Origin of the sequence: Bradyrhizobium sp. URHD0069, from assembly GCF_000701345.1 — a bacterium.
Classification (GTDB): Bacteria; Pseudomonadota; Alphaproteobacteria; order Rhizobiales; family Xanthobacteraceae; genus Bradyrhizobium.
Genome location: NZ_JNIJ01000005.1, coordinates 158868 through 184608 on the forward strand (window position 1 = coordinate 158868; position 25741 = coordinate 184608).

The 25741-nt window shown below is 63.1% G+C and carries 25 protein-coding genes, 1 other RNA gene and 1 pseudogene; 15 read left to right on the forward strand and 12 right to left on the reverse strand.

Features of this window, described 5'->3' with window-relative positions; genetic code table 11:
- Positions 1-85: 85 nt before the first annotated feature.
- The 7 genes from N554_RS0100775 to tkt form a co-directional block, all read right to left on the reverse strand.
- The gene (locus N554_RS0100775; RefSeq protein ID WP_029581719.1) at positions 86-1168 is read right to left on the reverse strand and encodes a tetratricopeptide repeat protein; all 1083 of its coding nucleotides are present in this window, start codon (positions 1166-1168) and stop codon (positions 86-88) included.
- A gap of 7 nt (positions 1169-1175) precedes the next feature.
- Positions 1176-1856, reverse strand: coding sequence for a thiamine phosphate synthase (locus N554_RS0100780; RefSeq protein WP_029581720.1), 681 nt, complete (start codon positions 1854-1856; stop codon positions 1176-1178).
- Position 1857: 1 nt separating this feature from the next.
- Positions 1858-2913 (reverse strand): class I fructose-bisphosphate aldolase, encoded by a 1056-nt coding sequence (locus tag N554_RS0100785; protein WP_029581721.1) that lies wholly within the window; start codon positions 2911-2913, stop codon positions 1858-1860.
- Positions 2914-3125: 212 nt separating this feature from the next.
- Entirely contained in the window at positions 3126-4193 is a 1068-nt protein-coding gene (fba, locus tag N554_RS0100790) for a class II fructose-bisphosphate aldolase (RefSeq protein ID WP_029581722.1), read from the reverse strand.
- A gap of 55 nt (positions 4194-4248) precedes the next feature.
- Complete coding sequence (gene pgk / locus N554_RS0100795) at positions 4249-5445, reverse strand: phosphoglycerate kinase (RefSeq protein ID WP_029581723.1); 1197 nt, start codon at positions 5443-5445, stop codon at positions 4249-4251.
- 130 nt (positions 5446-5575) lie between these two features.
- Positions 5576-6583 carry a type I glyceraldehyde-3-phosphate dehydrogenase gene (gap, locus tag N554_RS0100800; RefSeq protein ID WP_029581724.1) on the reverse strand — a complete coding sequence of 336 codons (1008 nt, stop codon included), beginning with the start codon at positions 6581-6583 and terminating at the stop codon, positions 5576-5578.
- A 147-nt stretch (positions 6584-6730) separates the two neighbouring features.
- Positions 6731-8716: a transketolase gene (tkt, locus tag N554_RS0100810; RefSeq protein WP_029581725.1), complete on the reverse strand. Its 1986-nt coding sequence runs from the start codon at positions 8714-8716 to the stop codon at positions 6731-6733.
- Between the two features lie 284 nt (positions 8717-9000).
- Between tkt and N554_RS0100815 the strand changes: the two genes are divergently transcribed.
- The 5 genes from N554_RS0100815 (at position 9001) to N554_RS0100830 (ending at position 11521) form a co-directional block, all read left to right on the forward strand.
- On the forward strand, positions 9001-9321 hold the full coding sequence (locus N554_RS0100815; protein WP_029581726.1) for a DUF4164 domain-containing protein: 321 nt from the start codon (positions 9001-9003) through the stop codon (positions 9319-9321).
- Positions 9318-9701, forward strand: a complete 384-nt coding sequence (locus N554_RS0100820) for a cell division protein ZapA (protein ID WP_029581727.1) — start codon at positions 9318-9320, stop codon at positions 9699-9701. The genes N554_RS0100815 and N554_RS0100820 overlap by 4 nt, the downstream gene beginning before the upstream one ends.
- A gap of 54 nt (positions 9702-9755) precedes the next feature.
- Positions 9756-9916: non-coding RNA, 6S RNA (gene ssrS, locus N554_RS37760), on the forward strand.
- Positions 9917-10106: 190 nt separating this feature from the next.
- Positions 10107-10694: a 5-formyltetrahydrofolate cyclo-ligase gene (locus tag N554_RS0100825; RefSeq protein WP_029581728.1), complete on the forward strand. Its 588-nt coding sequence runs from the start codon at positions 10107-10109 to the stop codon at positions 10692-10694.
- Positions 10695-10696: 2 nt separating this feature from the next.
- Positions 10697-11521, forward strand: a complete 825-nt coding sequence (locus tag N554_RS0100830) for a TIGR00282 family metallophosphoesterase (protein WP_029581729.1) — start codon at positions 10697-10699, stop codon at positions 11519-11521.
- A gap of 43 nt (positions 11522-11564) precedes the next feature.
- Here N554_RS0100830 and N554_RS0100835 read toward each other — a convergent pair whose 3' ends face one another.
- Positions 11565-13325: a methyl-accepting chemotaxis protein gene (locus tag N554_RS0100835; RefSeq protein ID WP_029581730.1), complete on the reverse strand. Its 1761-nt coding sequence runs from the start codon at positions 13323-13325 to the stop codon at positions 11565-11567.
- Positions 13326-13526: 201 nt separating this feature from the next.
- Here N554_RS0100835 and N554_RS0100840 point away from each other — a divergent pair, with 201 nt between their 5' ends.
- The 6 genes from N554_RS0100840 to ybgC all read left to right on the forward strand — a co-directional run bounded on the left by N554_RS0100840 (position 13527) and on the right by ybgC (position 18097).
- Positions 13527-14273 carry a YebC/PmpR family DNA-binding transcriptional regulator gene (locus N554_RS0100840; RefSeq protein WP_029581731.1) on the forward strand — a complete coding sequence of 249 codons (747 nt, stop codon included), beginning with the start codon at positions 13527-13529 and terminating at the stop codon, positions 14271-14273.
- A gap of 131 nt (positions 14274-14404) precedes the next feature.
- Positions 14405-14932: a crossover junction endodeoxyribonuclease RuvC gene (gene ruvC, locus N554_RS0100845; protein ID WP_029581732.1), complete on the forward strand. Its 528-nt coding sequence runs from the start codon at positions 14405-14407 to the stop codon at positions 14930-14932.
- Complete coding sequence (gene ruvA, locus N554_RS0100850) at positions 14929-15546, forward strand: Holliday junction branch migration protein RuvA (protein WP_029581733.1); 618 nt, start codon at positions 14929-14931, stop codon at positions 15544-15546. Before ruvC ends, ruvA begins: the two co-directional genes overlap by 4 nt.
- The gene (ruvB, locus tag N554_RS0100855) at positions 15543-16592 is read left to right on the forward strand and encodes a Holliday junction branch migration DNA helicase RuvB (RefSeq protein ID WP_029581734.1); all 1050 of its coding nucleotides are present in this window, start codon (positions 15543-15545) and stop codon (positions 16590-16592) included. The genes ruvA and ruvB overlap by 4 nt, the downstream gene beginning before the upstream one ends.
- Positions 16593-16643: 51 nt before the next feature.
- Positions 16644-17564 (forward strand): metallophosphoesterase, encoded by a 921-nt coding sequence (locus tag N554_RS0100860; RefSeq protein ID WP_029581735.1) that lies wholly within the window; start codon positions 16644-16646, stop codon positions 17562-17564.
- Between the two features lie 83 nt (positions 17565-17647).
- On the forward strand, positions 17648-18097 hold the full coding sequence (ybgC, locus tag N554_RS0100865) for a tol-pal system-associated acyl-CoA thioesterase (protein WP_029581736.1): 450 nt from the start codon (positions 17648-17650) through the stop codon (positions 18095-18097).
- A gap of 286 nt (positions 18098-18383) precedes the next feature.
- Here the strand turns inward: ybgC and N554_RS0100870 are convergent, their stop codons facing one another.
- On the reverse strand, positions 18384-19028 hold the full coding sequence (locus N554_RS0100870) for a glutathione binding-like protein (protein ID WP_029581737.1): 645 nt from the start codon (positions 19026-19028) through the stop codon (positions 18384-18386).
- Positions 19029-19125: 97 nt separating this feature from the next.
- On the opposite strand from N554_RS0100870, the gene N554_RS0100875 reads away from it, so the two are divergent.
- On the forward strand, positions 19126-19794 hold the full coding sequence (locus N554_RS0100875) for a TetR/AcrR family transcriptional regulator (protein ID WP_029581738.1): 669 nt from the start codon (positions 19126-19128) through the stop codon (positions 19792-19794).
- 66 nt (positions 19795-19860) lie between these two features.
- Here the strand turns inward: N554_RS0100875 and N554_RS0100880 are convergent, their stop codons facing one another.
- From N554_RS0100880 to N554_RS0100885, 3 genes and pseudogenes are all read right to left on the reverse strand, one after another.
- On the reverse strand, positions 19861-21369 hold the full coding sequence (locus N554_RS0100880; protein WP_371259445.1) for a PAS domain S-box protein: 1509 nt from the start codon (positions 21367-21369) through the stop codon (positions 19861-19863).
- Between the two features lie 12 nt (positions 21370-21381).
- Positions 21382-21735: pseudogene (locus N554_RS42840) on the reverse strand (PAS domain-containing protein); the annotation flags it as partial.
- A 687-nt stretch (positions 21736-22422) separates the two neighbouring features.
- Positions 22423-23388, reverse strand: a complete 966-nt coding sequence (locus tag N554_RS0100885; protein WP_029581740.1) for a 2-hydroxyacid dehydrogenase — start codon at positions 23386-23388, stop codon at positions 22423-22425.
- A 130-nt stretch (positions 23389-23518) separates the two neighbouring features.
- On the opposite strand from N554_RS0100885, the gene N554_RS0100890 reads away from it, so the two are divergent.
- The 3 genes from N554_RS0100890 (at position 23519) to N554_RS0100900 (ending at position 25735) form a co-directional block, all read left to right on the forward strand.
- Positions 23519-23887 carry a YciI family protein gene (locus N554_RS0100890; protein ID WP_029581741.1) on the forward strand — a complete coding sequence of 123 codons (369 nt, stop codon included), beginning with the start codon at positions 23519-23521 and terminating at the stop codon, positions 23885-23887.
- Positions 23884-25155, forward strand: a complete 1272-nt coding sequence (locus N554_RS0100895; protein ID WP_029581742.1) for an RNA polymerase sigma factor — start codon at positions 23884-23886, stop codon at positions 25153-25155. Before N554_RS0100890 ends, N554_RS0100895 begins: the two co-directional genes overlap by 4 nt.
- A gap of 136 nt (positions 25156-25291) precedes the next feature.
- The gene (locus N554_RS0100900) at positions 25292-25735 is read left to right on the forward strand and encodes a YybH family protein (RefSeq protein ID WP_029581743.1); all 444 of its coding nucleotides are present in this window, start codon (positions 25292-25294) and stop codon (positions 25733-25735) included.
- The last annotated feature ends 6 nt before the right edge of the window (positions 25736-25741 follow it).

Here is a 25741-nt window from a genome sequence, read left to right on the forward strand (position 1 = left end):
ATTCTCTGGTCATTTGGACGCGATCGGACGCCTCTGACCGCGCTTCCCTGTGGGTGCCCTGCGGTTGTGGTGCCGTCAAGGCGGATCATTTGGTGCCGAGCCATTGGCGCGCGGCGGCCTCGGCCTTGGCGCGGTCCTCCGGGCTTAGACCCGCGAGCGCCTCGTCGAGCATAAGGTCACCCTTGCCGGCGGTTTTCGCGACAATATGCCATTTGAGGCCCTCGATCTTGTCCATTGGCGCACCTTGTCCGCCCACCAGGACGCGCGCGAGACGGTTCTGGGCGATCGGACTGTTTTGTTTGGCCGCCTTACGCAACAAGGCCACGGCGGCGGGCTGGTTTTTCGGCGTGCCGGTGCCGTTATAAAGGGCAATGGCGTATTCGACCTCGGCGTCGACGTTGTCGGCGAGCGATGCCGCCTGGAGTAGCCGCACTGCCTTTTCGATGTCTTTGTCGACGCCGGTGCCCTCCTTGTAGAAGGTCGCGAGCGCGTACTGCGCCTCGGGATTGCCGGCGTCGGCGGCAAGGCGAAGCAGTTCCGCCGCGCGCTTGAGGTCCTGGGGCAGCGTCTGGCCGTCCAGATAGAGCAGCGCAAGATTGTACGCCGCTTTCGGGTTGCCGAGTTTGGCCGAGGACGCCAGTAATTTCACGGCTTCCTCGCGGTTGACGGAGCTGCCCCGCCCACTGAGCCGAAGCATGGCCAGCGCGAACATGGCCTCGCGGTCGCCGCGATCGGCCGCGCGCTTGTACCAGTCGGCAGCCTTGGCATAGTCGCGCCTGACGCCCAGTGCATTGGCATAGAGTTCGCCGAGCATCGTCATCGCTTTGGGATCGCCGTTGTCCTGCGCGCGCTTGGTCGCGAGCTCGAACGCGGTTTTGTAAAGACCGCGCTGATAGGCACCGAACACCAGGTCGACATTGGGATCGTCGGGCACGGGCGCAGGGTTCACCGTTGCGGCCGGCGCAGCGGGAGCCGCGGGTTTCACCGGCGCGCCGGGAGCTGTGGGCTTCTTGGCTGCCGCCGCTGGTTTTGCTGTCGGCTTCGCCGCGGGTTTGCTGGCTGGCGGCGGCTTTTCAGCCTCCGGAGGCGCCAGCGAGATCTGTGCCGTCGCGCCTGCCGTCAACATCAGAAAGCTGAGGAGGATCGATGTGGGACGCAGGATGGTCATTCCAGCGCTATCTCTGTTCGGCTTTGGCTCTTCCGGGCATGGCGGCATAGCCTTGCCTGATCGCCTGCTCCACGTCCATTAGCGCTGCCGCCGCCCCGCGCTTGTCATTCCAGACGAAATCGCCGACCAGCAGGAAATCCGCGCCGGCTGCGGCAAATTCACCGGCCTCTTCGCGCGAGGCCGCAAAGCCGACGCATGGCGGCTCAAACAGTTCGGCCCACCATTGCAGGCGTTCGGCGATGGCCCCGGCCGATGGCCGCTGGCCCGTCGCATCGGGCTCGCCGAACAGCACGTAGTCCGCACCGGCTTCGCCCGCGGCCATCGAATCGTGCCGCGTCGTCAACCCGCCGACGCCGGCGATACGGTCGGGCTTTAGCGTGGGCAGCGCTTCCCCCATGGCTTCGATGCCGGTCAGGTGCGCGCCGTCGGCGCCGGCGCGGGCGACCAGTTCGACATGGCCATCGAGCAGGAGCGCCGCGCCGCTGTCCTGGATCGCAGGCGCCAGCGCCTTGATACGCGAGATCATGGTGCGCTGGTCGGTCGGCTTAAGCCGCACCAGCACCGCGGCGACATCGGCCTGGGCGAGGAGACCGGGGAGGCTTGCCAGCAACGACGACGGGTCGTCCACCACCGGGGTCGCGAGATAGAGGCGCGGCACGGGGCGGGGCGGAACGGGTTTAGTGGCCAATCTATGCCGCCTTCTTTTCCAGATCGGCCTTCCATTCGCCCTTGGTTGCGAGCGAATTCATTCGCGCGCGGTGGATAAACGCCCGCTGGCCCGCGGCGACGTTCTCGGCCTTTCCCGACCACGCCTTCTGCGGCGCCGCCTGCAGCGCACGGCCGTAGGAGAAGGTGAGACGCCACGGCAGGCCGCCGATGCGGTTCATGGCGTCAAGATGCGCGGTGGCCTGCTCGTCGGATTGCCCACCGGACAGGAAGGCAATGCCGGGCACCGCGGCAGGCACGCAGCTCTTCAACAGCCGAATGGTTTTCTCCGCGACCTCTTCAACCGAGGCTTGCTTCGCACTTTTCTTCCCAGCGATAGCCATGTTTGGTTTCAGGATCATGCCTTCCAGTGCGACGCGCTGAATCCGCAATTCCTGAAAAGTGTTGTTGAGAACGTGCTGGGTCACTTCATAACAGCGCTCGATATCGTGATCGCCATCCATCAGGACTTCGGGCTCGACGATCGGGACAATCTGCGCGGCTTGGCATAGGGCCGCGTAACGCGCCAGCGCGTGGGCATTGACGTGGATCGCGGTCATGGTCGGGATATCCCGGCCGACAGTGCCGCCGCCGGCAGTGCCGCGGCCGATATCGATCACCGCGCGCCATTTTGCGAACCGCGCGCCGCGTTCGTAATACTTCTTCAGACGCTCGGCGAGCTTGTCGAGCCCGACGGTGACCAATTCACCCGGACAGTTCGGCAGGGCTTGCGTACCCTCGTCGACCTTGATGCCGGGGATCGCCCCTGCCTGTTCGATGAGCTTCACCAGCGGCGTGCCGTCCTTGGCATTTTGCCAGATGGTCTCATCGTAGAGAATGACGCCGGAAATGTACTTGGCCATCGCTTCACCGGAGCGGAACAGCATTTCGCGGTAGTCGCGGCGGGATTGTTCGGTCGATTCGACGCTGATGGCGTCGAAGCGCTTCTTGATGGTGCCGGTGGATTCGTCGGCGGCCAGTATGCCTTTGCCGGCCGTCACCATGGCCAGAGCAACTTTGTTAAGATCGGTGAGATTCATCGGTGCCTCCTCCAGAGCACTAGGGCTGCTCCGTTTCGACAGAATCGAGACGGGGCCCTAGATTCTTGATTTGACGCGTTTTCCTGATGCGAACCGGTCTCCGCTTCGCTTGAAAACGCTCCAGGTCCTTGCAAGTCAAAATAGACGGTTCTCGGGCAATTCCCAAGGGATCGTGTGCGGCCGAGCGGAGGCTGCCGGGCCGCCCAGGAGTGTCATGCGACTTTCGGATCGAGCTCGCCCTTGACATAGCGCTTCGCCATCTCGGCAGTGGTCAGCACCTTCTTGATCTTGCTCGCCTGCCCCGCGGTATTGAATTCCTGCAGCCGTTGTTTGCACAGCTTGGTCATCGCATCCATCGCGGGTTTAAGATACTTGCGCGGATCGAATTCTTCCGGATGATCGTTCAGCACCTTTCGGATCTGTCCGGTCATCGCCATCCGGTTGTCGGTGTCGATGTTGATCTTGCGCACGCCATTCTTGATGCCGCGCTGGATCTCGGAAACCGGCACGCCCCAGGTCGGCTTCATCTTGCCGCCATTGGCGTTGATGATGTCCTGCAGGTCCTGCGGCACCGAGGACGAACCATGCATCACCAGATGCATGTTCGGCAGCTTGCGGTGAATTTCCTCGATCACCTTCATGGCCAAAATGTCGCCGTCCGGCTTGCGGGTGAATTTGTAGGCGCCGTGCGAGGTGCCCATCGCGATCGCCAGCGCGTCGACCTTGGTCTCCTTGACGAACTTCACCGCCTCGTCGGGATTGGTCAGCAATTGGTCGTGGGAGAGCTTGCCCTCCGCGCCGTGGCCGTCCTCCTTGTCGCCCATGCCGGTCTCGAGCGAACCCAGCACGCCGAGTTCGCCCTCCACCGAAATGCCGCCGAGATGGGCCATGTCGGTGACGGTTTTGGTGACGGCGACATTGTAGTCCCAGTCGCCCGGCGTCTTGCCGTCGGCCTTCAGCGAGCCGTCCATCATGACTGAGGTGAAGCCGGCCTGGATCGCGGTCATGCAGGTGGCGGGTTCGTTGCCGTGATCGAGATGCACGCAGACCGGAATCTGCGGATGAATTTCGGTGACCGCGTCCATCATGTGCTTGAGCATCACGTCGTTGGCGTAAGAGCGCGCGCCGCGCGAGGCCTGGATGATGACCGGCGCATCGAGGCTGGAGGCCGCGTCCATGATGGCCAGCGCCTGCTCCATATTGTTGATGTTGAAGGCCGGTACGCCGTAGTTGTGTTCCGCCGCGTGGTCGAGCAATTGACGCAACGTGATGCGAGCCATCTGTCCTGTTCTCCGCGTTGGGGCTTCGATGCCCGATCCGGCGCTGATCTTTGATCTAGCGTATCTTCAAAACCTCGACACCCGGCAGCGGTTTCCCTTCCATCCATTCAAGAAACGCGCCGCCCGCGGTCGAAACATAGGAAAAATCGCCGGCCACGCCGGCCTGATTCAGCGCCGCCACCGTGTCGCCGCCGCCGGCGACCGAGATCAGCTTCTTCGCCTTGGTCCGCTCGGCGGCGTGCCTTGCCGCCACCATGGTGCCGCGGTCGAACGGCGTCATCTCGAACGCGCCGAGCGGGCCGTTCCAGACCAGCGTCGCGGCATCGTCGATCGCCGCATGGATCCGCGCGGTCGACTGCGGGCCGACATCGAGGATCATGCCGTCGGGGGGAATCGCATCGAGGCCGTAGGCATGGCACGGCGAATTGGCCACGAAATGAAACGCGACCACGGCGTCGACGGGGAGGATGATGGCGCAATTCGCAGCGCTAGCCTTGCCGATAATCCGCAGCGCGGTTGCCGCCAGATCTTTCTCCGCCAGCGACTTGCCGATGGCGATGCCTTGCGCGTGCAGGAAAGTGTTGGCCATGCCGCCGCCGATCACCAGCGCATCGACCTTGCTGACCAGGTTTTCCAACAGGTCGATCTTGGTGGAAACCTTGGCGCCGCCGACAATGGCGATCACCGGCTTGGCCGGCGCTTCCAGCGCCTTGCCGAGGGCGTCGAGTTCGGCCTGCATGGTACGCCCGGCATAGGCCGGCAGCTTGTGGCCGAGACCCTCGGTGGAAGCGTGCGCCCGGTGCGCAGCCGAGAACGCGTCGTTGACCCAGATATCGCCGAGCTTTGCCAATTCGCTCACGAACGCCGGATCGTTCTTTTCTTCTTCCTTATGGAAACGGGTATTTTCCAGACAAAGGACGTCGCCGTCCTTCATCGCGCCAATCGCCTTTGCCGCGACGCCGCCGACGCAATCGTCCGCGAACGCTACCGGTTTCTTGATGACGTGCGCCAATGCGGCGGCGACGGGCGTTAGCGACTCCTTGGGGTCGCGTCCCTTGGGCCGGCCGAAATGCGCCAGCAGGATCACCTTGCCGCCCTTGCCGGATATCTCGGTGATGGTTGGGGCGATGCGTTCGAGCCGGGTAGCGTCGGTGACGCGGCCATCTTCCATGGGCACGTTGAGATCGACGCGCAGCAGCACGCGCTTGCCCTTTACATCGACGTCATCGAGGGTGCGGAATGATTTGGACATTGACGGTCTCACGCGGCTCACCCTTCGAGACGCCTCGCTGCGCTCGGCTCCTCAGGATGAGGCTTTTCCCTGACGGTGAGGAGCGCGACTCTCAGCGCGCTTCTCGAACCATGAGGTTACAAAATTAAAATTAGAGGAGCTTCCCCATCGCCACGGCGGTATCCGCCATCCGGTTGGAGAAACCCCATTCATTGTCGTACCACGACATCACGCGCACCAGCGTGCCGTTCTGCACTTTGGTCTGATCCATGTGGAACGTCGAGGAATGCGGATCGTGGTTGAAGTCGATCGAGACGTTGGGCGCGGTGGTGTAGCCGAGGATGCCCTTGAGCTGCTGCTCCGAAGCGCGCTTCATCGCCTCGTTGATTTCTTCCTTGGTGGTTTTTCGCGAAGCTACGATCTTGAGATCGACCACCGAGACGTTCGGCGTCGGCACGCGGATCGCGACGCCGTCGAGCTTGCCCTGCAATTCCGGCAGCACCAGTCCGATCGCCTTGGCCGCACCGGTCGAGGTCGGAATCATCGACATCGCCGCGGCGCGGCCGCGATAGAGGTCCTTGTGCAAGGTATCGAGCGTCGGCTGATCGCCGGTATAGGCGTGGATCGTCGTCATAAAACCGGTCTCGATGCCGACCGTGTCGTTCAAGACTTTCGCAATCGGCGCCAGACAGTTGGTGGTGCAGGAGCCGTTGGAAACGACCGTGTGATCCTTGGTTAATTTGTCGTGGTTGACGCCGTAGACGATGGTCGCATCGGCGTTGTCGGCGGGCGCGGATACCAGCACGCGCTTGGCGCCGGCGGTCAGATGCGCGGCCGCCTTGTCCCTTGCGGTGAAGATGCCGGTGCATTCCAGCGCGATATCGACGCCGAGGTCTTTCCACGGAAGCCTGGAAGGATCGCGTTCGGCGGAGACCTTGATCTTGCCGTTGCCGAGGCTGATCGAGTCGCCGTCGACCGTCACAATCCCGGGGAAGCGGCCGTGGACTGAATCGAAGCGCAGCAAATGGGCATTGCTCTCGACCGGGCCGAGGTCGTTGATGCCGACCACCTCGATATCGCTGCGGCCCGACTCGGCGATAGCCCGGAGCACATTGCGGCCAATGCGGCCAAATCCGTTGATTGCGACCCGGACTGCCATTTCGTGTCTCTCCTCTAATAGCTGATGCCATCCCCGCCGGCGACGCTGTCGTCCCGCGGAAATGCTTGCTGCGGATCGCCCGGTTCGGCCGGGCGAGAACGGATCATATGACGGTTAGGTAGCGCTTTTTTGGGGCAATCTCAACCGTCAGCCCAACCGCTTCAGCGCCGCTTTAACCGCTGCCTCCGCGGTAATTCCAAAGTGTTTGAAAAGGTCCTTGGCGGGCGCACTGGCGCCGAAACTGTGCATGCCGATAAATTCGCCCTCCGGTCCGATAACCGCATCCCAGCCGAACCGGACCGCGGCTTCGATCGCGATTTTGATCGGCGCCGTGCCGACGATCGCATTGCGCCGCTCCGCCGGTTGCGCCAGCAGCAATTCGAGCGAGGGCACCGACACCACCCGCGTCGCGATGCCGCGGCCGGCAAGTTCCTTCTGCGCAGCGACGGCGATTTCGATCTCCGAGCCCGACGCATACAGCGAAACCTTGGCCTCGCCTTTCGCGGCTACCAATTCATAGGCGCCGTGACTGCACAGATTATCCGCGTTGGCGACGGTGCGGACCGGCGTCAGGTTTTGGCGCGACAGCGCCAGCACCGTCGGACCGGTGGTGTTTTCGAGCGCCAGTTGCCAGCATTCGGCGGTCTCCACCGCGTCCGCCGGGCGGAATACCCGCATATTCGGCATCGCGCGGAGTGCCGCGAGGTGCTCCACCGGCTGATGCGTGGGGCCGTCTTCGCCAAGCCCGATCGAATCGTGGGTCATGATGTAGACCACCGGCACGTGGGACAGCGCGGCGATCCGCATCGAGGGCCGCGCATAATCGGTAAAACACAGGAAGGTGCCGCCCGCCGGTGCAAAGCCGCCATGCGTGGAAATGCCATTCATCGCCGCTGCCATACCCATCTCGCGAATGCCGTAATGGATGTAGCGGCCGCTGAAATCGCCCGGCTCTATTTCCTTCAAACCCTTGGTGCGCGTGTTGTTGGATGGCGTGAGATCGGCCGAGCCGAGCAGCAATTCCGGCATCTCGGGGACCAGCACATCGAGCGCCATCTCGCTTGCCTTGCGGGTGGCGACCGTCGGCGGATCGGCGACGAGCTTGTCCTTGAGCTTGCGGATGGCGTCGGCGAGACCTTTCGGGCGCTTGCGATCGATCACGCGCCGCACGAATTCATTGCGTAACGCGTCGGGCTTGGCGTCGAAGCGGCTACGCCAGTCGGCATGCGCGCTGGCACCTTGTTTGCCGACGTTGCGCCATGCCTGCAGCACGTCATCGGGGACCTCGAACGGCCCATAATTCCATCCCAACGCCTTCTTTGCACCCGCGAGTTCTTCGGCGCCGAGCGGTTCGCCGTGAGCCTTCGACGTACCCGCTTTGGTCGGCGCGCCGAACCCGATGGTGGTCTTGCACGCGATCATTGAGGGACGGTCGGAGGCCTGCGCCTGCTTGATCGCCGCGGCGATGGCTTTCTGATCATGTCCGTCGATCTGCACCGCGTTCCAGCCATGGGCCTTGAAGCGGGCCACCTGGTCGACATTGTCGGTCAACGAGATCGGGCCGTCGATGGTGATGCCGTTGTCGTCGTAGAGGAAGATCAGCTTCGATAGCTTCAGGTGTCCCGCGAGCGCGAGCGCTTCGTGGCTGACGCCTTCCATCAGGTCGCCGTCGGAACACAGCACATAGGTGTAGTGATCGACGATATCCTCGCCGAATTCGGCCGCGAGCAGCCGCTCGGCCAATGCCGTACCGACCGACGAGGCGACGCCCTGACCCAGCGGGCCGGTCGTGGTCTCGATACCCGAGGTGAGAAAATTCTCGGGATGTCCGGGGGTTTTGGAGCCGAGCTGGCGGAAATGCTTGATCTGCTCGAGCGTCATGTCTGTATTGCCGGTGAGATACAGCAGTGCATACAGCAGCATCGAGCCGTGCCCGGCCGACAGAATGAAGCGATCACGATCCGGCCATCGTGGGTCGGCGGCGTCGAATTTCAAAAATTGCGTGAACAGCACGGTGGCCATGTCGGCGGCGCCCATCGGCAGGCCGGGATGGCCGGATTTCGCCTTCTCGACGGCATCCATCGCCAGCCCACGGATCGCATTGGCCATACGGGAGTGATCAACGCGCGTCATGATGAAAATCCGCCTGAAATGAGATGCTTGGTGGCGATCCGCCCGGTGGGCGTTGCCTCGGTACACGCCTAGTGGCAACGGGAAGTCAGGGCTGGATAGCATCTGTATTCCCGGAGTCCAAGGCAGTGTAACGCCCGGCAGGGCCGAAAAGTTGCTTTGCGGTGCATAGCTTCATAGCGGCGTTGCGCTCGCCTCGCTTGCCACGTAAATTTCATCGCCTAAACGCTTGCCGAACCGCGGATTTTGCCGTGCGGCAGGCTCACGGAAGGTGCGCGCTGTCTGTCATGAGCGATCGTCCCGCCAACAGTTCCGGCAATGCCGAGTCGGCTTCAGTCGATCTCGACGCCGCAACACGGCGGCTGATGGCGGCGCTCGACGCATTGGAAAGCGCGGTCGAACGGCGGCACGAAGCCGACCGTGACGAGAATGAGCTGGCGATCCGGATTCAGGCGCTCGGCGCAGATCGATCGCGGCTCGCCGACGAACTCGACGGATCTCTCGTGAAATCGCGCCGACTGGAACGCGCCAATCGCGAAATCGCCGAACGGCTGGATGCGGCGATCGGCACCATCCGCTCCGTACTTGATGCCGGAGACAGTTCATGAACCACATCAACGTTACCATCAACGGCCGGCAATATCGGATGGCCTGCGAGGAGGGGCAGGAAGCTCGGCTGTTAAAGCTTGCCGAGAACCTCGAATCGCGGATCCAGAATCTGCGCGGCAAATTCGGCGAGATCGGTGATGCACGCCTGACCGTGATGGCGGCGCTGACGGTGTGCGACGAATTGCTCGACGCCAGTAATCGCATCCGCGTCCTTGAAGAGGAACTCGATGCATTGCGCGACGTCCGCACGGCGGCGGCGGATCGCGCCAGGGCGACGCAGACCGCAGTCGCCAATGCACTCAACTCCGCCGCCGAACGCATCGAGAAGACCACCCAGGTGCTCAATCGCACCGTCGGCGGCGGTGTGGCGATTGGTTGACCATCGCCCGCGTTAACGCTGGCGGTTTGACGCCATCGTGGTTACATTGACTGCGCGAAGCTGTGTCGCGCGTCAGGAGCCATATATCCCCGGGGCCTTATCGATCCTTCAGGGAACTGTCCCTGGCCGGGTCCGTGGATCCGGTCATATGGTGCCCACCTACTTTCGTAGGGAACTCCGGGATCGAGTGCTCCAACGGCCATTGCGGCTTCGCACTTTTGTTTCTGCCGAGTTTTCATTGGTGTCCGTCCCTCCGGCCCAGCCGTCATACTCCGCCACCGGGTCTCGCCTTTCGGCGAGCCCGATGACAGGCTCCAGCGAGTATCCAGTATGCCGCGGCTTCGCTGTCATCATCCGGTAGCGGGTGATGAGCGCGAAGCGGATGACAGCGGAAAATAACATCGCATGTCCGTTATCCCTGCGAGTTCGTCGAAAGCTGATTTGCGCACCGCCGCGCTGACGGCGCGCGATGCGTTGAGCGGCGAGCACCGCGAGTGTGCGGCGCAGGCCATCGCGGCGCGCGGACTGCCGATTGAAATCAAGCCCGCCACCGTTGTCGCCGGCTATTCGCCGATCCGCAGCGAGATCGATCCGGCTCCATTGATGCGCAAGCTCGCAGCGCAGGGCGCGCGGCTGGCGTTGCCCGTCATCACAGCGCGCGGTCAGTCGCTCAGATTTCGCGTGTGGTCACCTGACGACAGACTGCTGCGCGGACCGCTCGGCATCCTCGAGCCGTCGCCCGCGGCCGCCGAAATCATTCCTGAGATTGTGCTGGTGCCGCTGGCGGCATTCGACCGCTTGGGCCACCGTATCGGCTACGGTGCCGGACACTACGACCGCACCCTTGGGCAATTGCGCAAATCAAGGGACATCACGGCTATCGGTCTCGCCTTCGCCGTGCAGGAAGTCAAAACTGTGCCGGCTTTGATACACGACGTGGCGCTGGATTATGTGCTAACGGAAGCACAAATGCTCGATTTCCGGAGTTCATAGCTTTGCGCATTCTTTTCGTCGGTGACGTGGTCGGCAGGGCCGGGCGCGCCGCCATTTCAGAGTATTTGCCCGGTATGATCCGCGACTGGGCGCTCGATCTCGTCATCGTCAATGGCGAAAACGCTGCCGGCGGCTTCGGCATCACCGAGGCGATCTATCAGGAATTCATCGATGCCGGCGCCGATGCCATCACGCTCGGCAACCATGCATGGGATCAGCGCGAGGCGCTGGTATTCATCGAGCGCGCGCCGCGGCTCGTTCGCCCGGCAAATTTTCCGAAGGGCACGCCCGGTCGCGGTACGGCGTTGATCGACACCAAGAACGGCATGCGCGCGCTGGTCATCAATGCCATCGGTCGCGTCTTCATGACACCGTTCGACGATCCATTCGCCGTCATCAACGGCGAACTCGAAGCCTGTCCGCTGCGTACCGCTGCCGACGCCATCGTGGTCGATTTCCATTGCGAGGCCTCCAGCGAAAAGCAGGGTATCGGCTTTTTCTGCGACGGCCGCGCCAGTCTCGTTGTCGGCACGCATACCCATGTGCCGACCGCTGATCATCAGATCCTCGCCAATGGCACCGCCTACATGACCGACGCCGGCATGACCGGCGATTATGACTCTATCATCGGCATGCAGAAGGAAGAGCCGCTGCGGCGTTTCACGTCGGGCATTCCTTCCGCGCGGTTCGAACCGGCCCTTGGCGCCGCCACCCTGAGCGGCGTTGCGGTCGAGACCGATGATGCAACCGGGCTGGCGCTGCGGATCGCGCCGGTGCGCACCGGCGGCCGGCTGGAGCCGACGCTGCCGGGGTTTTGGACGAGCTAGCAGCGGTTCGCCGTTGCGGCGGGTGCGCGGGCCGGCTGTGGAGCTACAGCTTGTACGCCGTGCGGAATCCGCCCCAGTGCCGGCCATTGACGCGGATCGGCACGTCGATCTCGCGCATCATGATGGTTTTGCCGTTGCCCATATCGCGGGCGTAGCTCTGGATCAGATAGGAGCGCAAATTGCGGCCGGCGGCGAGGCCGGCTGTGTCATTGAAGATGCGGCGGTTGCGGCTGTTGGCGGTATTCCAGACGACATCGCCGGGCCGTTGCGGATGCGAGTAGATCTTGTTGTGCACCGGCAGGTAGCCGTTGCGGTCGATCATGACGCAGAACACCATACGCGGGTCCTTGGTGAGGAAGGCTTCCTGGAACGGAGGCAGCGCGCGATCCGCCCAGTCCAGAATCCGGGTGCGGTACTGAACCGGGTTGGTGCCCGCGATCTCGACGAAATCGGTGTCGAACATGTCGTCGATGGAGATGGCGCCGCTCGCTACCGCATTTTCGAAAATTTTGGTCAGCGCGGTGCCGGCTTCCATCGCGCGGGTGACGAATTCGGTGTTCTCGTCGTGGATCGACCACAGCTTGTCTTCGATTTTTTCGCTTAATGCGGCATCCGGCGCGTAGAACCGTGCTTGCGCGCCTGTCTTGGAATGCTCGCTGACGCGAATCCTGCAGGCGCCGACGCTCTCGAGCATGGCGTCGAGGCTTTCGTTCAACGGCAGCCTTTCGGCATCCGGTCCGCAGATCAGGACGCCTTCCATGGAAATCTCGTAGACCGGGGCCGTGATCAGGCCGCGTGCGGTCTGAATTTCGATTTTGAGATGGCACGGCAGCCGTTCACGCTTGCGCTGGTGTTCGCGCTCTTCCTGGCCCAGCAGTACCGCGCAGCGGGCCTTGAGTTTTTGCGCGAACATGGTGACAGCCTTGCCCGCCTCGGCGACGCTTTCGCCATGGGCCTCGGCCTCCTTGGTCGCGCTGTCGATTTCGGCGGCGCTGTCGCCGACCGAGACGATGAAATGCGAGGCGGAGGCGGCGTTATTGGACATGTCGCCGGTGATCTCGTTCTGCTCCGCCACTGCGCCATTGACGTTTTCGAAAACCGGGCGGATCGCTTCGATCGCCTGCGAGATCCGATGCACCGCGTCGACCGAGCCCGAGGCATCCTTCTGCAAGGCGTCGATCTTCTTGGTAATTTCTTCGGTGGCGTTCTGGGTCTGCACCGCGAGCGCCTTGACCTCGGAGGCGACGACGGCAAAGCCGCGCCCGGCGGCGCCGGCCCGCGCCGCCTCGATGGTCGAGTTGAGCGCCAAAAGCGTAGTCTGTTTGGCGATCTGCGCGATCAGGCTGACGACATTGCCGATCGCTGCTGAAGACTCTCTCAGGCGTTCGACATTGAGGCTCGCTTCATGGGCGGCGGCGCTGGCTTGATCGGCGAGATTGCTGGCGTCGCGCACCTGAGACCCGATGTCTTGCGCCGAATGGGTGAATTTGTCCGCCGCCTGCGAGAAAGTGGTCGCGGTCGACTGCGCTGCGCTGGTGCGCCCCGTCAGCGCGTCGGTGCGCCGGCGAATCGTGGCAAGCGTCGCGGCCGTTGCCTCGGCCCCGCCGGCGACCGAATTGGCCGCGCGTTCGAGCTGCCGGATCATGGCGCCCAGTTCCAGCTCGAGCAGTTCGAGGACCTCCTTGGTTGAATCGCTGTCCGAAGCGGAAGCAGCATCGGCCGCCACGATCGGAGTCGCCGCCACCGCTTCGACGGCTGGCGCAGCCGCTTCTGGCGGACGTCTTCGAAGTAGGCCGAACGCCATGGGGCACCCTCGGGAGCTGAAATGAAACCGCAACCTCGCATTTCGACGTGAAGTCATGGTTAACGATTGCCTCTTACGCAGGCAGCAGGCGCTACCACCGTACCGAAAAGCCCCGCCAATCTTTGATTTTGCAGGGACCGCGGCCTATAACGCCGCGCTTTCCAACCAATTCATCCCGGACGAATCCGCAAGAGAGACCGCATGGCCGGACATTCCCAGTTCAAGAACATCATGCACCGCAAGGGCCGGCAGGACGCCCAGAAGTCGAAACTCTTCAGCAAGCTGGCGCGGGAAATCACCGTCGCAGCCAAGATGGGCCAGCCCGATCCGAGCATGAATGCGCGTTTGCGCGCCGCCATCATTTCCGCGCGCCAGGAAAACATGTCGAAGGACTCGATCGAGCGTGCGGTGAAGAAGGCGAGCGGCACCGAGAGCGAGAATTACGACGAGATTCGCTATGAGGGTTACGGCCCCGGCGGCGTCGCCGTGATCGTCGAGGCGCTGACCGACAACCGCAACCGCGCCGCGTCCGATATCCGATCCTACTTCACTAAGGCCGGCGGCAATCTCGGCGAAACCGGCTCGGTCGCATTCATGTTCGATCGTACCGGCATTATCGAATACGATGCCAAAGTCGCCTCCGACGAGGCGGTGCTGGATGCGGCGATCGAGGCCGGCGCCGACGACGTGTTGTCGAGCGAGAATGGCCACGAGATTTACGCCTCGCCGGAGACCTTTCGCGACGTCGCCAAAGCACTGGAGGCGAAATTCGGCGAAGCCCGCAAGGCGGCACTGACCTGGAAACCGCATAACACCGTGCCGGTGGACGACGAGACCGGCGAGAAACTGTTGAAGCTGATCGACCAGCTCAACGAACATGACGACGTGCAGAACGTCTACGCCAATTTCGAAGTCTCGGATGCGCTGGTCGCCAAGATGGGCGGGTGAACTGGATATCCCGCCGGAGCCTGTCATCGGGCTTGCCGAAGGCGAGACCCGGTGGCGGAGTATGACGACTAGTGGTGGGTAGGACATCCGTTTGTGTTTCGTTCTCGATGCTCCGGCGTTATCACTACCGCATGACGTCCCAGCCGATTCGCCATCCCGTCCGCATCCTTGGCATCGATCCCGGCCTGCGCCGCACCGGCTGGGGCGTGATCGAGATCGACGGCAATCGGCTGATATTCGTCGCTTGCGGATCGGTGGAACCGCCGGAAGGCCTGCCGCTGGCGAGCCGCCTGTTGGCGATCCATGAAGGGCTCGCCGCCGTACTCGGTGATCTCAAGCCAGCTGAAGCCGCCGTTGAGCAGACGTTCGTCAACAAGGACGGTGTCGCCACGCTGAAGCTCGGGCAGGCGCGCGGCGTCGCCATGCTGGCGCCGGCAATGTTCGGCATATCGGTCGCGGAATACGCCCCGAACCAGGTCAAGAAGACCGTGGTCGGGGCCGGCCACGCCGACAAGAACCAGATTCTGGTGATGCTGAAGATACTTTTGCCCAAGGCCGAGCCGAAATCCCCCGACGCTGCCGACGCGCTGGCGATCGCCATCACGCACGCGCATCACCGCGCGAGCACTGCGCTGCGGCTGAAGGTGGTGGGGGCATGATCGGCAAACTGAAAGGGCTGATCGACAGCTACGGCGAGGATTTTGTGATCCTCGACGTCGGCGGCGTCGGCTATCAGGTGCATTGCTCGGCGCGCACGCTGCAGGCGCTGCCGTCTCCCGGCGAGGCCGCGGTGCTGTCGATCGAAACATATGTGCGCGAGGACCAGATAAAACTGTTCGGCTTTCGCAGCGACATCGAGCGCGAATGGTTTCGGCTGTTGCAGACGGTGCAGGGCGTCGGGGCGAAAGTCGCGCTGGCGGTGCTCGGCACGCTGCCGCCGGCCGAACTCGCCAACGCCATCGCATTGCGCGACAAGGCGGCGGTGTCGCGCACGCCGGGCGTCGGCCCGAAGGTCGCCGAGCGCATCGTCACCGAACTGAAGGACAAGGCGCCGGCCTTCGCCAATGTCGATCCGGCCGTGATTCATCTTGCCGGCGCGATCGACGATCAGCGCGCGCCGCGCCCGGTCACCGATGCGATCTCGGCGCTGGTCAATCTCGGCTACGGTCAGCCGCAGGCGGCCGCCGCGATTGCCTCGGCCTCGCGCAGCGCCGGTGAGAAGGCGGAGACTGCGCAGTTGATCAGGCTGGGCTTGAAGGAATTGGCGAAGTGAATCCGCCCTCCCGCATCGTCACGCCCGAGCGTCGCGCCGATGATGTCGGCGACACCGCGCTGCGCCCGCAAGTGCTGGCGGAATTCGTCGGCCAGGCGCAGGCGCGCGCCAACCTTGCGATCTTCATCGAGGCCGCCCGCAAGCGCAGCGAGGCGCTGGACCATGTGCTGTTCGTCGGCCCGCCCGGACTCGGCAAGACCACGCTGGCGCAGATCGTCGCCCGAGAACTCGGCGTCGGCTTCCGCGCCACCTCCGGGCCTGTGATTGCGAAAGCCGGCGACCTCGCGGCATTGCTGACCAATCTCGAAGAGCGCGACGTGCTGTTCATCGATGAAATCCATCGCCTCAGTCCGGCAGTCGAGGAAGTGCTGTATCCGGCGATGGAGGATTTCCAGCTCGATCTCATCATCGGCGAAGGCCCCGCGGCGCGCTCGGTCAAGATCGAGCTCGCAAAATTCACTCTGGTCGGCGCGACCACGCGCGCGGGGCTATTGACCAATCCGCTGCGCGACCGCTTCGGGATTCCGGTGCGGCTGAATTTCTACACCGAGGAAGAGCTGGAAAAGATCGTCACCCGCGGCGCCCGCGTGCTCAAGATCGGCATGACGCCGGACGGCGCCAACGAGATCGCGCGGCGCGCCCGCGGCACGCCGCGCATCGCCGGACGGCTGCTGCGGCGGGTCCGGGATTTTGCTTCCGCGGCGGACGCCGCCTCGATCGATCGCGCCATCGCCGACCATGCGCTGAGCGCGCTGGAGGTTGACGCCGCCGGCCTGGATGCGATGGACCGGCGTTATCTCACGACCATCGCGATGAATTACGGCGGCGGCCCGGTGGGCGTGGAGACCATGGCGGCGGCACTATCCGAGCCGCGCGACGCCATCGAGGACATCATCGAGCCGTTTTTGATTCAGTGCGGCTATCTGCAGCGCACCCCGCGCGGCCGGCTGTTGACGTCGCACGCCTTCCGCCATCTCGGCCTCGCCGAGCCCGCGCGCGATCCGGCGCAGTTCGGATTGTTCGGCGGCGAAGAAGAACCATCGTAATTCCGCTTCAATTTCATATCATGAACGGGATGTATCACGATTAACCCCTTCATGATTTCACGCCGCCAGTTTTTGCGTTTCTTGGCCGGGCTCGGCGCCTTCAGCGCTTCGACCACGGCATACGGGTTCGGCGTCGAGCCTGTGCTGCGGCTTCGCGTCGCGCGCTATGACCTCACACCGCCGCAATGGCCCGCCGATTTCCAGCTCAAGATAGCCGTCGTCGCCGACCTTCATGCTTGCGATCCCTGGATGTCGCTGGAGCGCATCGAGGCGATTGTCGAGCGCACCAATGCGCTCAATTCGGACATCATCGTCATGCTGGGCGACTACGTGGCCGGCCATCGCCATGTCACGCGCTACATTCCGGCCAGCGAATGGGCGCCCGTGCTTGCCGGCCTGAAGGCCCCGCTTGGCGTCCATGCGATCCTCGGCAATCACGACTATTGGGATGACAAGATCGTGCAGCGCCAAGGCCACGGGCTGATCGTTGCCCGCCGCGCGCTCGAAGCTGCAGGCATTCCCGTGTACGAGAATGATGCAAAGCGCCTGACCAAGGCCGGTCGTCCGTTCTGGCTTGCCGGGCTCGGCGATCAATTGGCCTATCTTCCGGCGCGGCGGTTCCGGCCGATCAAGCATATCGGCGTCGATGATCTTGCCGCGACGCTTGGGAAAGTTACCGACGATGCGCCGGTCGTTCTTTTGGCGCACGAGCCCGACGTCGCGATGCGCGTGCCGGCGCGGGTGGCATTGCAGCTCTCGGGGCATACCCATGGCGGCCAGGTGCGGTTGTTCGGGTGGTCGCCGGTGATGCCGTCGCGCTACGGCGAGAAATTCGCGTACGGGCACATGCGCGAGAATTGCGATGTCATCGTCTCCGGCGGCTTGGGCTGCAGCATCATGCCGTTCCGCCTCGGTGTCCCGCCCGAGATCGTGCTGGTGACACTCGGCAAACCAAATCCCGTTGTATCGTAGTTGGTCACGGGCGCAGGCTGCGCTTGCGTGCCAGGAGATTTTGAGCAAAACGGTGACCTTCACGGACAATCGAGGGGCCGGAAGTGACAGCTATCCATCTCGACGGCGCGATCCGCGACGGCCGCCACACCATGCAGGTCCGCGTCTATTACGAGGACACCGATTTTTCCGGCATCGTCTATCACGCTAACTATCTGCGCTTCATGGAGCGCGGACGGACCAATCATCTGCGGCTGATGGGCGCCGAGCAGCACGCGCTGTTTGCGGAAGCGCAGGCGGAGACGCCCGGCTTCGCCTTCGTGGTGCGCTCGATGCACATCGATTACCTAAAACCGGCGCGCATGGATGATGTGCTCGAGGTGGTGACCTGGCCGGTCGCGGTGAAGGGCGCCTCGATTACGCTGGCGCAGGAGGTGCGGCGCGGCGAGGACGTGCTGGTGAAAGCGCAGGTGCGCGTCGCCTTCATCAGCGAGGGGCGGGCGCAGCCGATTCCGAAGGCGCTGCGGACTTTGATGAAGGCCGATCAAATCTAGTTGTTGGTCGGCAGGCAACGCGCCCGCTTTGGCAGGCCCGCGCCGGGCCCACGGCCGGCGGATGTTCCGGGTTGGGTGACAGTACGTTTTGAGAAGCATCCGCATCCTCAACGTCGTCCCGGCCAAGTGAGCGTAGCGAACGCGAGCCGGGATCGATACGCCGAGGAGTTTCAATTGAGATGCGGTGTGCAACGACTGGCTTAAATCGCGCACGCCGCGGGTTACGGGTCCCCGCTCCCGGTGCGCAATTGCGCACCAGGGCGGGGACGACCGGTCGAGTGACCTCTTACGCCGCCGCCTTGTGCCGCGCGAGTTCGGCCTGGTACAGCTTGAACTCCTCGGCGACCGCTTTTGCGATGCTCGGGCGCGCGCGCAAGCGTTCGTAATACGCCTTCACGGCCGGCCATTTCGCAAGTTCGATCGGCGGCGTCGCCATGGTCCAGTTGATGACGGTGACGAGATAGGCATCAGCGACGCTGAAATGGTCGAGCAGGAATTCACGGTCCCTAAGATAGTTCTCGAGATAGTCGAGCCGTGACAGGCCCTTGCCGAGGATATAGGTCTTGACCTCGGGCGACGCTTTCTTGTCGAGCACCGGCACGAACAAACCTTTGTGCAGCTCGGTGCCGATGAAGCAGAGCCATTGATGCAACCTGCTGCGCTCCATGCCGGGGCCGGTGGCGACGCCGGCCTGCGGAAAATTATCCGCGACATATTGCAGGATCGCCGCGTTCTCGGTGAGAACCAGCCCGTCGTCAGTGCGCAGCGTCGGCACCAGCCCAAGCGGATTGACCTGAAGAAAATCCGAGCCGTCGTTCTGCACGACCTTGGTCTTCGGATCGACTTCGAGATAGTTGGCCTCAGCGCCGGCCTCATACAGCGCGATGCGGGTCGCGAGCGAGCAGGCGAGCGGCGAGAAATACAGGTCCATGGATACCTCCTTGGCGGTTTGGTCCGGCGCTTCCGAACCGAGTTGATTTTCATACTGTTCCGCATAATATAAATCGCGTCAAGGAATTTTTTGCGAAATGGTACAAAAGAACAAAAACCCGCCGCCGCTGGCGAAGCCGGCGGCACCCGTCGCGCCGAAGCGCCGCGGCCGGCCGCGCGCCTATCAGCCGGAGATCGCGCTCGGCAACGCGCTCGATCTGTTTCGCAAGCGCGGCTTCGCGGCGACCTCGCTCGACGAACTCAGCGCCGCCACCGGCATGAACCGGCCGAGTCTCTATGGCGCATTCGGCGACAAGCGCGAGCTCTACATCAAGGCCTATCAGCGCTACCGCGCCGACGCCCGCGCCGCCATGCTCGGCATTTTCAGCGACGAACTGCCGATCCGCAAACGGCTGGAGCGCATCTTTGCGGTCGCGCTCGATATCTACCTCTCCGGCGATGCCGGTCCGCGCGGCTGCTTCACGGTGATGACCGCGGCGTCGGAGGCGGTGGCCGATCCTGATATCCGCGCCATGGTGCTGGAAGGATTTTCCGAACTCGACAAGGCCTTCGCCGCCTGCTTCCGCCTCGCCAAGGAGAAGGGCGAGCTGCCGGCATCGGCCGATCCTGTGGTCCTTGCACAGCTGGCATCCGCGACCATCCACACCATTGCGATCCGCGCCCGTGCGCGGGTGCCGCGCAAGGAATTGGAGGCGATCATCAAGGGCGCGATCGACGTGATGTGCGGGGCGCGATCCAGCGCTTAGGTTCGCCGGCGCGTATTCAAATCCGGACAGACGAAAGGCGAGGGTGACCGGCGGCTTCCACGTTGATCAGGCAGCGATGCGATCCTTAGCCACGGAGAGCCGGATTATCAGGCCTTGCGGTTTCCAATCGCGTGAAATCTCGCCCCGCAATTGCTCCTTCACCGTTGCGCGGGCGAGCATCGTGCCAAATCCCTCGCTATCGCTATCGCTATCGCTATCGCTATGGCTATCGCTATGGCTGTCGATGCGCGGGCCGCCGCGCTCCTGCCACGTCAAAGCGAACCGGCCGTCGCTCTCGGAACAGGCAATATCGATGTGGCCTGCGGGCGTCGAAAGCGCGCCGTACTTGGCGGCATTGGTCGCGAATTCATGCAGAAGCAGCGCGAAAGTCGTCACCAAGCCGCCCGCGAGTTGGATATCAGGTCCGCTAATCGTGACCCGCGCTTTGTGGCTGCCCGGTTGGTCTCCGTAGGGCAAAAGAATCGTCTGGATCAAGGCGTGCAGCGTTGTCGACGGCTCGATTCGCCTGCCACCCTCCGAGGTCACCGGCAGTGTGAGTGCGTGTGCCCGCGCCAGTGCCGCCAATCGGCGCCGCACCGCGGACGAGAGCTCTTCCGGCGTGGTTGCCATGCCTGCACTGAGGGCGACCACACCGCTGGCCAGAGCAAACAGATTCTTGATGCGGTGGTCCATCTCCCTGAGCAGCAGGCGCTGCTGTTCCTCTGCCCGCCTGCGCTCGGTAACGTCGCGGGCGATCTTTGACGCGCCGACAATCTCGCCTTGCAGATTTCTGACCGGCGACACTGTCAGCGAAATATCGACGGTGCTTCCATCCTTGCGTTGTCGAGTGGTTTCGTAATGGTCGATGCGCTCGCCGCGGCGAATGCGGGCCAGGATGGTTGGCTCCTCGTCGTGCAGCTCTGCTGGAATGAGGATCGTGACCGGCTTGCCGATCACTTCTTCAGCCGCGTAGCCGAACAGCCGCCCCGCCCCATGATTCCAGCTCGTGATGACGCCGTTGAGGTCCTTTGTCAGGACGGCATCGTCGGAAGACTCGACGATAGCGGCGATGTCTCGATAACGGGCTTCGCTTTCGCGAATACGCTGCTCGGCTTCGTAGCGCTCGGTGATATCCACCAGCGTGTTCACCGCGCCGATGAGAGCACCGGAGGCGTTGAAAAGCGGCGACGGATAGGCAATGAAAGGAACGCGCGTGCCATCGGGCCGCTCGGCGATGGCTTCCATGCCTCTGATGGGACGCTTCTCCTTCAGCGCCAGAGCCATCGGACATTCGTCATGCGGCAACGGCGTGCCGTCAGGCCAATACATCTTCCACGAGCCGCAGAATTCGCTCTTGCCGAGTTCCGGACGTACCCCCCAAAGGTCAGCCGCGGCGGCGTTGTAGAATGTGATGTGCCCGGCAGCGTCCGTGGTATAGACCGCTGTGGGTAAGGCATGCAGAAGCTCGTCGGAGTTTCGGCCGTGTCCGTTCAGGCGTAGCTGGCCGGCATGTGGCTCGGGTTTCTCGCGGAAGACATTTACCGCCCCGACGACGCGGCCGGACCTGTCTTTGATCGCTTCGATATTTACGATCGCTACAATGCGCGTGCCGTCGGGCCGCTCGATTGCGATCTCCTCATCGCGGATCCCCAGGCCGGACGCGAGCACGTCGCCCATGGGGCATTTCGCGTGAGGTATCAAATCGCCAGACACGCCATAGAGGCGATAGGAGCCGCAAAAACGAACCGTCGGATCGCCGATCCTCGGGGAACAACCCCACAATTCCGCAGCGGCGCGGTTGTAGCGGACGATGAAGCCGGCCTGATCGCAGACATAGACGCCGACCGGCAGCAGATCCAACAGGCGATCGGGAAGGTCCAGCACGCGCTCGTCAAGCAAGACCTGCAATGGATTTACCATTTGGTCGACGAGACTTGTCATGGACGCACTCCCCACCAGCGCTGCTCGAACTCAACCTACTACTTAACTGCCGCCTCGTAACGGTGGCTCCTCGACGAGCCGAATAGTTGCTTTCTTCGGAGCAAACGAAAGACCCTTCTGGCATTCGCAGTCCGCAAAGTCGGGTCCCGGACTCAACGGTGACGCCCTGATATTGATCGATATCGGAAGTCGCGCCTGCCCGCAGACCAACGTCGCGGCGCTAAAAATATGTCGGCGGTTACCTATCTCGTCTCGCGCAAAAATCTTCCGACAAGACGAATTCGTCGCCGGGGAGAGCACGACATAAACCGTTAAAACCATTGCGCAGGGAATGCCGGGTGTTCCGGGGTACCTGTGGTGACTACCGTGTGCTTACTACCAATGCATACGGGCTGCGGGTGCAGCGGGCACCCGGCTTTCCCTGCGCCCTCTGTTGGGCGAAAAATTCCAGCACGACTCGGGCGCCTCGCGCCGCGGGGTCGCGCAGCTGCGTCGCTACCTCCCACCCGTCATCGTCCGCGAAGGCGGACGATCCAGTATTCCGAGGCGCTTGTGATCGAACCGAGAGTTCGCGGCGTACTGGATACCTCGCATGCGCGGGGTATGACAGTCGTAGAGTGGGCAAAGCCATGGGCTCGCAATGACGGTCTCAATATTCAATGCGCCTTGGCTGTTTGATATTCTAGACTAATACCCCCGCGCCGGATCGACGACGTTCTCCAACGGGCCGCCGGCTTCAAAGCGTTCGATCTGGCGGGCGACGTATTTCGAAATTTCGTGGGGATCGGTATCGGCGGCGTTGTGCGGCGTCAGCACGACGTTACGATGCATCCAGAACGGGCTGTCCGCCGGAAGCGGTTCTGTTGCGAACACGTCCAGCGACGCGGCGCCGAGCGTGCCGTCATCCAGGCATCCCAGAATGTCGGTTTCGTCTTGCAGGCCGCCGCGGCCTGCGTTGATCAGGACCGGTGCACCCATCGGGCTGTTGCGATTGAGTTTCGCGAATAATTTCCGATTCAAAATGTGTCGCGTATCCGGCGTGAGCGGCAGCAGACAGACAAGGATGTTGGTCTGTTCCAAAAACGCGTCAAGCTGCGCGTTGCCGTGAAAGCACTCGATGCCCTCGGTCTGTCTGGGGCTTCTGCTCCAGCCCGATACGCGAAAGCCGATACGCCTGAGCACTTCGGCCGCGTCTGATCCAAGCGTGCCAAGGCCCATGATGCCGACCGAAATCGCGCTCGCCGGCCATTGAGATCTCGGCTCCCAGCACTTCTCGCGCTGGCAGGCTCTCAGGTAAAGTTCTTGCCGATGATGCATCAGCACATGCAGGACCACATATTCCGTCATTCGACCCGTGAGATCGCCGACCGCCACCCGAACCAGCGGCACTTTCGGCAAGGTCGAATCAGCCATCAAGGCGTCGACGCCCGCGCCCAAATTGAAAATGACACGCAGGTTGGGAAATCCCGCGAGCTCGCCTGGCGTCGGCTTCCAGACCGCGGCGTAGTGGATTTCGGCGGGGTCAAACGCCGCATCGGGCAAAAGCCAAACGCGCCGGCCTTCGCAGACATGGTCGAACCGCCCCTTCCAGCGTTCGGGAGACCAATTTTCAGAACCGCCATGCACCAGCAGGGCGAGCGCGCCTTTGTTCATCAGATTTTCGCCTTATCTTTGCAAAACCGGGCGCGACCTTACCGGTCCGCGTCTTCCGCGCAAAATATTTCCGATTCCTGTCGGCTCCGGGCATACTCATTCGTCTTCCAATCAAACAGGACCGCTTCGCATGCTCTACGCCATCCTTTGCTACCACGATGAGGACACCGTCGGCTCCTGGACCAAGGAGCAGGACGCCGCGGTGATGAAGAAGCTTGCCGTCGTGCAGGACAAGCTGGCCAAGGAGGGCCGGCTCGGCCCGGTGGCGCGGCTGTTGCCGACGACCGCGGCGACCACGCTGCGCAAGGACGATCCGCCCCTCGTGATCGACGGTCCCTACGCGGAAACCAAAGAGCAGCTGCTCGGCTTTTACGTTGTCGACTGCAACAATCTCGACGACGCGCTCGATGTTGCGCGCGATCTCGCGGCGGCCAATCCCGGCGGCGCCTATGAAATTCGCCCCGTCGGGGTGCTGAACCCGGGGAGAGTTGCGACGTGACCGACACCGCCTGGATCGATGCCGCGCTGACCTCGGCGCGTCCCCAGGCGGTCGGCGCGCTCTTGCGCTATTTCCGCAATCTCGACACCGCCGAGGAAGCCTTCCAGAACGCCTGCCTGCGCGCGCTGAAAAGCTGGCCGCAAAACGGCCCGCCGCGCGATCCCGCGGCGTGGCTGATCATGGTCGGACGCAATGTCGCGATCGACGAAGTGCGGCGTAACCGCAAACAGGAGCCGCTGCCCGAGGACGAGGCGATCTCCGATCTCGACGATGCCGAGGATGCGCTGGCCGAGCGGCTCGACGGCTCGCATTATCGCGATGACATTTTGCGGCTGCTGTTCATCTGCTGCCATCCGGATTTGCCGGCGACGCAGCAGATCGCGCTGGCGCTGCGCATCGTCTCGGGGTTGACGGTGAAGCAGATTGCCCGCGCGTTCCTGGTCTCCGAGGCGGCGATGGAGCAGCGCATCACCCGCGCCAAGGCGCGCGTTGCGGACGCCGACGTGCCGTTCGAGACCCCGGGCGCCGTGGAGCGCACCGAGCGGCTCTCCGCGGTGGCCGCGATGATCTACCTGATTTTCAACGAGGGCTATTCCGCCAGCGGCGATACGGCCGAGATCCGCGCGCCATTGTGCGAGGAGGCTATCCGCCTGGCGCGACTGTTGCTGCGGCTGTTCCAGAGCGAGCCGGAGATCATGGGACTGACGGCGCTGTTAATGCTGCAGCACGCCCGCGCGCTGGCGCGCTTCGATGCCGACGGCGCCGTGATCCTGCTCGATGATCAGGACCGTTCGCTGTGGAATCAGAAGATGATCACGGAGGGGCTGGCGCTGATCGACAAGGCGATGCGGCATCGCCGCAGCGGGCCTTACCAGATTCAGGCGGCGATCGCCGCATTGCATGCCCGCGCCGCAGAACCTGATGACACCGACTGGAAGCAGATCGATCTGCTCTATGGCGCGCTCGAAGTCCTGCAGCCGTCGCCGGTGGTGACGCTCAACCGTGCGGTTGCGGTATCCAAGGTGCGCGGGCCCGAGGCCGCACTGGAGATGATCGAGCCGCTGGCGTCGAGGCTTTCGAATTATTTTCATTTCTTCGGCGTGCGCGGCGCGTTCTTGATGCAGCTCGGCCGCAATGAAGAGGCCCGCGTCGCCTTCGACCGCGCCATCGCGCTGGCCAATACCTCGGCGGAAGCCGCCCATATCCGTATGCATCTCGATCGCCTGATGCGCGACAGCCAACCCCGCGGCGCCAAGGCGGGAAAATAGAAGCAAGCACATCCGAAGCCGTCATGCTCGGGACAAGCCCGGGACAATGACGAAAATTGTGATGATTGCCCTGTCGGAATACACCCGTCTCGTTCGTCCTTGGATTGTGCATCACCAACCCCTTTGGAGACGTGCGATGAACAGCCATGACAGCAGAATCACGCATGAAGCAAAAATCCGCGCCCTGATCGATCAACACGTTAAGGCGCTCTACGCCAAAGACGCGCAAGCGGTGCTCCGGTGTTTTACCGCCGATTCTACCCGGTTCTCGCTGGCGCCGCCGCTGATCTCGACCATGACCGACGCGAAGACGTACGATGCCTGGTTTGCGACATGGCGGGGACCAATCGGCACTGAAATCCGCGAGCTCACCATTATCGTGAGCGGCGATCTCGGTGTCAGCCACAGCCTCAATCTAATGACCGGCACATCAAGTAGCGGCCACGACGTCGAGCTCTGGTATCGCCAGACGCTGAGCTTCCGCAAGATCGACGGTCAATGGAAGATCGCGCACCAGCACGATTCGGTGCCGTTCTACATGGATGGCAGCTTCCGCGCCGCGACCGACCTGAAGCCGTAGCATACC